Raw genomic sequence first — 6,421 nt, 5'->3', positions numbered from 1 at the left:
GGCGTCGGGCGCATCCTGGTGGTGGACGACCATCCGGTGAACCGTCAGGTGGCCTCGATGATGCTGATGGCCGCGGGGTTTGATGTCGAGACCGCCGACGACGGCGCCCAGGCGGTGGAGGCGGTGCGCCGCCGCCCCTTCGACGTCGTCTTCATGGACATCCACATGCCGGTGATGGACGGCAACGCCGCCTGCCGTGCGATCCGCGCCCTGGAGGGGGACCGCGCCGACACCCCCGTGGTGGCGATGACGGCGGCCACCCTGCCCGAGGACGTGGCCCGCTGCCGGGCGGCCGGCATGAACGCCCACCTCGCCAAGCCTATCGAGCAGGAGCGGCTGGTGGCCGCCGCCCTTCATCCCTGGCGGGCGGCCGACGGTCCGAAATGGACCGACGCCGCCTCGGCCTGAGAAGGTCTAGGCGATCTGGGCGGCGATCTGGTCGGCCAGGGCCTTCAGCTCCGTGGGGTCGGCCATGCCGCCTTCGCCATGCCGCCCCAGCGCCTGGCCCTCCCAGCGCGGGATGATGTGGAAGTGCAGGTGGTAGATGGTCTGGCCGGCGGTCGATCCATTGAACTGGGTGACCACGATGCCGTCCGGCTTCAGCGCCGCGCGGACGGCCCGGGTGACGCGCTGGACCCCCAGGATCAGGGGCGCCAGGACCTCGGGCTCCTCTTCCAGCAGGTTGCGGGCGGTGGAGTGCTTGGGGATCACCAGGGTGTGGCCGCGGGCCTGCGGGAAGACGTCCATGAAGGCGTAGACGTGGCTGTCCTCGAACACCCGGGCGCTGGGCATCTCGCCCCGCAGGATCTTGGCGAAGATGTTGCCGTCGTCGTAGGTCCCGTCCAAGCTCATGGCGCGCTCCTCTGATGTCAGGAGCGTCCTAGCACAGAGGGAGGTCCCCATGGGAACCGCCGACGCCGACAATGTGCGGGGCCTCAGTCCACGCCAGCAGAAGTGGTTCGCCACCGCCCAGGCCAGCCTGGAGAAGGACAGCGGCAAGACCCTGGACGCGTGGGTCGCCATCGCGAAGACCTGCCCCGAAACCAAGACCATGACCCGGATCGCCTGGATGAAGGAACACCACGGCCTGGGCATGAACCGCGCCAACCTGGTCATGTCGCAGGCCTTCCCTACCGGCTCGGCCTGGGACGAACCGGTCAAGCTGCGGGCGGCGGTGTGGAAGGATCCGGAGGCGATCGCCATCCTGGAGGCCGTCGAGCGGGTGGCCAGCGCCCTGCCCGACGTCGTCACCGGCCAGCGCAAGGCCTTCACCGGCTTCTCCCGCAATTTCCAGTTCGCCTCCGCCAAGCCCATCAAGGGCGGCCAGGTGGTGCTGGGCCTGGCGGTGAGCCCCGAAGCCGACCCGCGACTGGAGGCGCCGAAGGCGGAGGGCTGGTCGGAGCGATTGAAGTCGAAGCTCACCCTCGCCTCGCCCGCCGACTTGGACGATCGGCTGAAAGCCCTGGTCAAACAGGCCTGGGAGGCGTCCTGACACCACGGCCGATTTGACGCTTGGGTCGAAAATTTCTGATGCTTTTGCAGGTATTTATGGCGCCATCTTAACGTCAAACCTCCTTCGCCTGACTGTCATCGGCGGCGCCTAGACAGCCCCCTCACCGAGGTTGGGGAATGTCCATGTCGCACCACAAACTACTCCTGCTGGCCAGCGCGGCCGCCGTTCTTGTCGGAGCGAACCCGGCCTTCGCCGAGGCCGCCGATGACACGGCTCAGGTCGAGGAGCTGATCGTCACCGCCCAGAAGCGCGAGCAGAAGACCCTGGACGTACCGATCGCCATCACCGCCTACGGCGCCGACCAGTTGGAGCGAGACGGCATCCAGGAGTTCGAGGAGCTGTCGCTCTACGTCCCCGGTTTCGAGGTGCAGAATCAGTCCCCCAACAATCCCGGCTTCGTGATGCGCGGGATCACCTCGGACTCCGGCGAAGCCACCAACGAGCCGCGAGTCTCGGTCTTCCAGGACGGCGTCTCGATCTCCAAGTCGCGGGGCTCCTATATCGAGCTGTTCGACCTGGCCCGGGTGGAGATCGCCAAGGGTCCGCAGTCGACCCTCTACGGCCGCGGCGCCCTGATCGGGGCGGTGAACCTGGTCCAGGCCAAGGCCGACCCCAGCAAGTGGGACGCCCGCTCCAGGGTCGAGGCCGGGAACAACGGCTACGTGATGTTCGAGGGCATGCTGAACGCGCCCGTGAGCGACACCCTGGCGATCCGCGTCGCCGGTCGCCTGAAGAAGCGCGACGGCTTTGTGGAGAACCTGCTGGGTGGCCCCGATTTCAATTCCACCGACACCGCCGCCGGCCGCGTCACCCTGAACTGGCGGCCCAACGACCGGCTCAACGCCGACCTGATCTTCAACTACGAGCAGGACCGGCCGACCGGCACCTCCTTCAAGTCCCTGACCTTCGCCCCCGCCGACCCCACCAGCGGCGTCCGGATCGGTGACATCGGCCGCAATTCGGGCGCGGCCCTATCCTCCTCCGACGGCTTCGAGGGCGGCAAGGACCTAGGGCTGAACCGCGCGGTCCGGGGCCTCACCGCCCTGGTAGACTACGAGATCAGCGACACCTTGAGCCTGTCGTCCATCAGCGCCTATCGCCGCTTCGACAGCCTGGAGGTCTTCGATCCGGACGGCTTCTCCCTGCCCCTCTTCGTCTTCGCAGAGGACGCCCACGGCCGCGAGGCCAGCCAGGAACTGCGGCTCAACTACGACAGCGGCGAGCGCCTGACCGCCTTCGCCGGGGTCAGCTATTTCTGGGAAGACGGCTATCAGCGGGTGCCGCTGCAGTTCAACGAGAAGGTCTATGCCCTGCTGGGCTCCATGCCCCGGCCCGGCGGCCTGTCCCTGCCGATGATCAACGCCCTGGCGCCCGCCGCGCTCAAGCCGGTCCACCGCGAGACCTACCGCAATGTCGGCGAGACCACGTCCTATGACGTCTTCGCCGACGCCACCTACAGGCTCACCGACCAGCTTGAGCTAACCGGGGGCCTGCGCTACACCTATGACGACAAGACCAGCGGCTATGGCGCGGCGCTGGAGAATGGCGGCTCGGTCCTGGCCGGCTCGACCCCGGCCCTGGCGCGCGGCCTGTTCCTGCAGCCCACCGCCGGCGGCCGGGTGGAGACCAAGAGCTTCACCGACAGTGGCCTGACCTATCGCGCCGTCGCCCGCTACAGCTACGACGACCACACCAGCCTGTGGGCCTCCTACGCCCGCGGCCGGCGGCCCAAGGTGCTGGCGGTGGCCGCGCCGACGACGCCCGGCGGTCCCGTGCGGTTCTCCGAACTGCCCGCCGAGCAGGTCGACTCCCTGGAGGGCGGGGTGAAGACCGAACTCTTCGACCGTCGCCTGTCCCTGGAGGGCTCGGTCTACCACTACGCTTACGACAACTTCCAAACCTCGGTGCGCAACGCCGCGGGCCAGATCGTCTCGGCCAACGCCGGCGAGGCCAGCGCCACGGGCTTCGAGGGCCAGGTCACCGCCAAGCCGACCGCCAATCTCGAGCTCTTCGGGACCTATGGCTACAACCGCGCCCGGTTCGGCAACGGCCTGTTCAAGGACAACAGCTTCCGCCTGGCCCCCGACCACACGGTCTCGGTGGGCGCGAAGCTGAGCCACCAGGCCCTGGGCGGGACCTTCGCCTTCACCCCGAGCTACACCTGGCAGTCGGAAGTCTTCTTCGACAACAACAACGACCTGCCGGCCCTGCAGGCCGCCGACAAGATCCAGGACGAGAAACAGGGGGCCTACGGCCTGCTGAACTTCAAGGTCGGCTACACCCCCGCCGAGGGTCCGTGGTCGGTGGAGGCCTTCGTCACCAACGCCCTGGACCAGGACTACATCAAGGACGCGGGCAACACCGGCGACGCCTTCGGCATCGCCACCTTTATCGCCGGCGAGCCGCGCTATTACGGCGTCGCCTTCACCCTGAAGTACTAGGAAGGTTCCTGGCGGAAGGGGGAGAACTCTTCCGCCAGCCACTCCATCTCGCCCTCCACCGCCGCCCGTTCGCGGGCGACGAAGTCCTCCACCGGCCCCCGCAGCATGGGGTCGGCGATATAGTGGGCGGAGTGGACGGGACTGGGCAGGTAGCCGCGGGCGATCTTGTGCTGGCCCTGGGCGCCGGCCTCGACCCGGGCCAGGCCCCGGCCGATGGCCCATTCGATGGCCTGGTAATAGCAGAGCTCGAAGTGCAGGAAGGGGATGTCCTCGACGCAGCCCCAGTTGCGGCCGTAGAGGCAGTCGCCGCCGATCAGGTTCAGCGCGCCCGCCACCCAGCGCCCGTTCCGCCGGGCCATCAGCAGCAGCACCCGGTCGGCCATCCGCTCCCCCAGCAGGGAGAAGAACAGCCGGTTCAGATAGGGCCGGCCCCACTTGCGCGAGCCGGTGTCCATGTAGAAGGCGTAGAAGGCGTCCCAGTGTTCCTCGGTGATATCGGCGCCAGTCAGGGCCACGATGTCCACCACGCCCTGGGCGTCGCGGCGCTCGCGGCGGATGGTCTTGCGGCGGCCGGAGGACAGGGCGGCGAGGAAGGCCTCGAAGTCGGCGTAGCCGGCGTTCTCCCAATGGTATTGCTGGCCCTCGCGCAGGGCGAGCCCCTGGGCCCCCAGCCAGGCCCACTCCTTCGGGCTCGGGAAGTTGATGTGCAAGGACGAGGCGTCGTAGCGCTCGCAGAGCGCGACGGCCCCGCCCAGCAGGGTCTTGCGGGCGGCGTCGAGGTCCACGCCGGGACGCACCAGCAGACGCGGGCCCGTCGCCGGGGTGAACGGGGCGGCCGACAGCAGCTTGGGATAGTAGCGCCCGCCGGCCCGCTCATAGGCCTCGGCCCAGCTATGGTCGAAGATGTATTCGCCCTGGCTGTGGGACTTCAGATAGAGCGGCATGACCGCGGCGACACCCTCGGCGTCCTCCACCGACAGATGCTGCGGCCCCCAGCCGGTGCGCTCCACGGCGCAGCCGGCCTCCTCGGCGATGTCCAGGAAGTCGAAGGAGACGAAGGGGTTGGCGGCATAGTCCGGGTTGGCGGCGCAGGCGTCCCAGCCCGCGCGCCCGATCTCGGCGATCCGGCGGCTGACCTTGACCGCCGCCTTCAAACTCACGCGGCCCAGCCCTCGAAGATCAGGTTGTCGCAGTGTTCCTTGATCGCCTCCCACTGCTCGGGCTTGCGCACCGTCCAGGCGACGACGGGCATGCCCTCGGCGCGGTGCTTGGCCACGATGTCGCTGGAGACGGTGTCCAGGCTCATGGCCAGGAAGTGCGGCCGGGCGACGGAGATCTGCTCCAGCCGGGCGAAGGCCTTGCGCTGCTCGGCCGACAGGTGCGGGGTGTCGTCTTCCCAGGCGTAGCTGTCCAGGCCGCGCAGCACGCCGGGGAACCGGTCGGCGAACCAGGCGTGGGAATAGGGATTGAAGCCGATCACGCAGGTGGGGCCGGCATGGTCGATGAGGATCTCGTGAACCCGCTGCTCCAGGGGCCCGACCTCGCCGAAGGGGGTCTTGAGCTCCACATGGACCATGGCCCGGTGGCCGATCAGGGCCAGGGTCTCCATCAGGGTCGGGATGCGCTCGTCGGTGTCCTTGAGCCGCAGCTCGGCCAGTTCGGCCACGGTGCGGTCCTTGATGCGGCCCTCGGCCCCGGTCATCCGCTTGAGCGAATAGTCGTGGAACACCACCGCCTCGCCGTCGGCCGAGAGGTGGACGTCCAACTCCACGCCGTAGCCGGCCTGGCAGGCGGCCTGGAAGGCGCCCAGGGAGTTCTCCGGCGCGCCGTCCGGCGTCCAGAGGCCGCGGTGGGCGACGGGGGGATGGAACAGGAAGTCCCAGGCCTCGCCGAATTGGGGCTTGAGGGCGTCCTTCACCGGATTTCCACCACGGCGTCGACTTCCACGGCGAAGTTCATCGGCAGACGGTAGACCCCCACCGCCGAGCGGGCGTGCTTGCCGGCATCGCCGAAGGCCAGGACCATGACGTCGGAGGCGCCGTTCACCACCTGGGGGATTTCGAAGAAGCCGGGGCCGGCCTGAACAAAGCCGCCCAGCTTCACCACCCGGACCACCCGGTCCAGGTCGCCGTCGCAGGCCGCGCGCATCTGGGCGATCAGGTTGATCCCGCACAGCCGGGCCGCGCCCTTGGCGGCCTCCAGATCGACATCCTCGCCGACGATCCCGCGCACCCCGCCGCCGGCGTCGAGGGACACCTGGCCCGAGATGTGGACAAGGGCGCCGACCCGGACGAACGGGACATAGTTGGCGACCGGGGCGACAGGCTGCGGAAGGGTGATCCCCTGCGCGGCCAAGCGATCTTCGACCTGTGACATGAGCCAAGGTCTAGCGCGGTTTCACGGCTCTGGGAAACCACCGAAGCCCTGAAAAACGAAAAGCCCCGGACCGTTGCGGGTCCGGGGCTTC

General features: G+C 68.7%; 7 protein-coding genes. 3 read left to right on the top strand and 4 right to left on the bottom strand.

All coding sequences use genetic code 11. The features are described 5' to 3' along the window. Positions 1-408 (top strand): response regulator (locus tag Q7T09_RS16025; RefSeq protein WP_304701031.1); only part of this gene is annotated, 408 nt, incomplete at its 5' end. A 6-nt stretch (positions 409-414) separates the two neighbouring features. Here the strand turns inward: Q7T09_RS16025 and Q7T09_RS16020 are convergent. Then, positions 415-852: an HIT family protein gene (locus Q7T09_RS16020; RefSeq protein ID WP_304701030.1), complete on the bottom strand. Its 438-nt coding sequence runs from the start codon at positions 850-852 to the stop codon at positions 415-417. A 49-nt stretch (positions 853-901) separates the two neighbouring features. Here Q7T09_RS16020 and Q7T09_RS16015 point away from each other — a divergent pair, with 49 nt between their 5' ends. After that, complete coding sequence (locus Q7T09_RS16015) at positions 902-1,492, top strand: DUF5655 domain-containing protein (RefSeq protein ID WP_304701029.1); 591 nt, start codon at positions 902-904, stop codon at positions 1,490-1,492. A gap of 143 nt (positions 1,493-1,635) precedes the next feature. Next, entirely contained in the window at positions 1,636-3,954 is a 2,319-nt protein-coding gene (locus Q7T09_RS16010; protein ID WP_370689269.1) for a TonB-dependent receptor, read from the top strand. On the opposite strand, the gene Q7T09_RS16005 is transcribed toward Q7T09_RS16010, so the two are convergent. Genes Q7T09_RS16005 through Q7T09_RS15995 form a run of 3 tightly spaced genes read right to left on the bottom strand, consistent with a single transcriptional unit; the run spans position 3,951 to position 6,330 of the window. Continuing rightward, a complete protein-coding gene (locus tag Q7T09_RS16005) occupies positions 3,951-5,114 on the bottom strand; it encodes a GNAT family N-acetyltransferase (protein ID WP_304701027.1) in 1,164 nt (387 codons plus the stop codon). The genes Q7T09_RS16010 and Q7T09_RS16005 overlap by 4 nt on opposite strands. Beyond that, a complete protein-coding gene (locus tag Q7T09_RS16000; RefSeq protein WP_304701026.1) occupies positions 5,111-5,872 on the bottom strand; it encodes a glycerophosphodiester phosphodiesterase family protein in 762 nt (253 codons plus the stop codon). Before Q7T09_RS16000 ends, Q7T09_RS16005 begins: the two co-directional genes overlap by 4 nt. Next, a complete protein-coding gene (locus tag Q7T09_RS15995; RefSeq protein ID WP_304701025.1) occupies positions 5,869-6,330 on the bottom strand; it encodes a RidA family protein in 462 nt (153 codons plus the stop codon). Before Q7T09_RS15995 ends, Q7T09_RS16000 begins: the two co-directional genes overlap by 4 nt. Positions 6,331-6,421 lie beyond the last annotated feature (91 nt).

Origin of the sequence: Phenylobacterium sp., assembly GCF_030645195.1 — a bacterium.
Classification (GTDB): Bacteria; Pseudomonadota; Alphaproteobacteria; order Caulobacterales; family Caulobacteraceae; genus Phenylobacterium.
Note: the sequence above shows the minus strand (reverse complement) of the source record. Positions and strands in the feature narration are given on the sequence as shown.

Coding starts and splice junctions, on each gene's coding strand:
- Q7T09_RS16020 (WP_304701030.1), bottom strand. CDS start 852: ATGAGCTTGGACGGGACCTACGACGACGGCAACATCTTCGCCAAGATC.
- Q7T09_RS16015 (WP_304701029.1), top strand. CDS start 902: ATGGGAACCGCCGACGCCGACAATGTGCGGGGCCTCAGTCCACGCCAG.
- Q7T09_RS16010 (WP_370689269.1), top strand. CDS start 1,636: ATGTCGCACCACAAACTACTCCTGCTGGCCAGCGCGGCCGCCGTTCTT.
- Q7T09_RS15995 (WP_304701025.1), bottom strand. CDS start 6,330: ATGTCACAGGTCGAAGATCGCTTGGCCGCGCAGGGGATCACCCTTCCG.